Origin of the sequence: Sodalis-like endosymbiont of Proechinophthirus fluctus, from assembly GCF_001602625.1 — a bacterium.
Classification (GTDB): Bacteria; Pseudomonadota; Gammaproteobacteria; order Enterobacterales; family Enterobacteriaceae.
On sequence record NZ_LECR01000034.1, the window covers coordinates 9056 to 9514 of the forward strand.

Below are 459 nucleotides of genomic sequence, written 5' to 3' on the forward strand. Positions count from 1 at the left end.
GCCGATTTGAGCAATGATGCGGCCAATGGATGGCTGGTGCATTAGCGGCACCGCGCTATCATCGAGCGGTACAGTAGCAATTTCCAGCCGGGTGTGCCCGGTTTCATTAGTCACCTTGACCACTTTACCACCGAAGCGCCCTTCTTGACCGATATACAGCTGCGGTGCATTCATCACCCGTACCAAATTATCTTGTGGCGTTGGGGTCGTGCCACGAATCGCCTCAGGTACCGTAACACACCCCGCAAGAATTAACATCGCTGCCAGGAAACCAACCGGCATCAGCCGGCGCAACGATACGAGTGAAGCCTGATGGATAAATATAGTACTTAATCTCACTAATAAACCTACTACTTTGGCCCGTACCTACCGGATAAGTTTACCGCTTAGGCATGGCCGGGTAATTTTTTCCATGCCACTTCATTGCGCAAATAAGCCGGTTCTGCCAGCGCGACCGGC

At 52.5% G+C, this 459-nt stretch carries 1 protein-coding gene; it reads right to left on the reverse strand.

Features of this window, described 5'->3' with window-relative positions:
* The coding region (locus BG74_RS16545) for a Slp family lipoprotein (RefSeq protein ID WP_244267262.1) at window positions 1-282 on the reverse strand (282 nt) is incomplete at its 3' end.
* Window positions 283-459 lie beyond the last annotated feature (177 nt).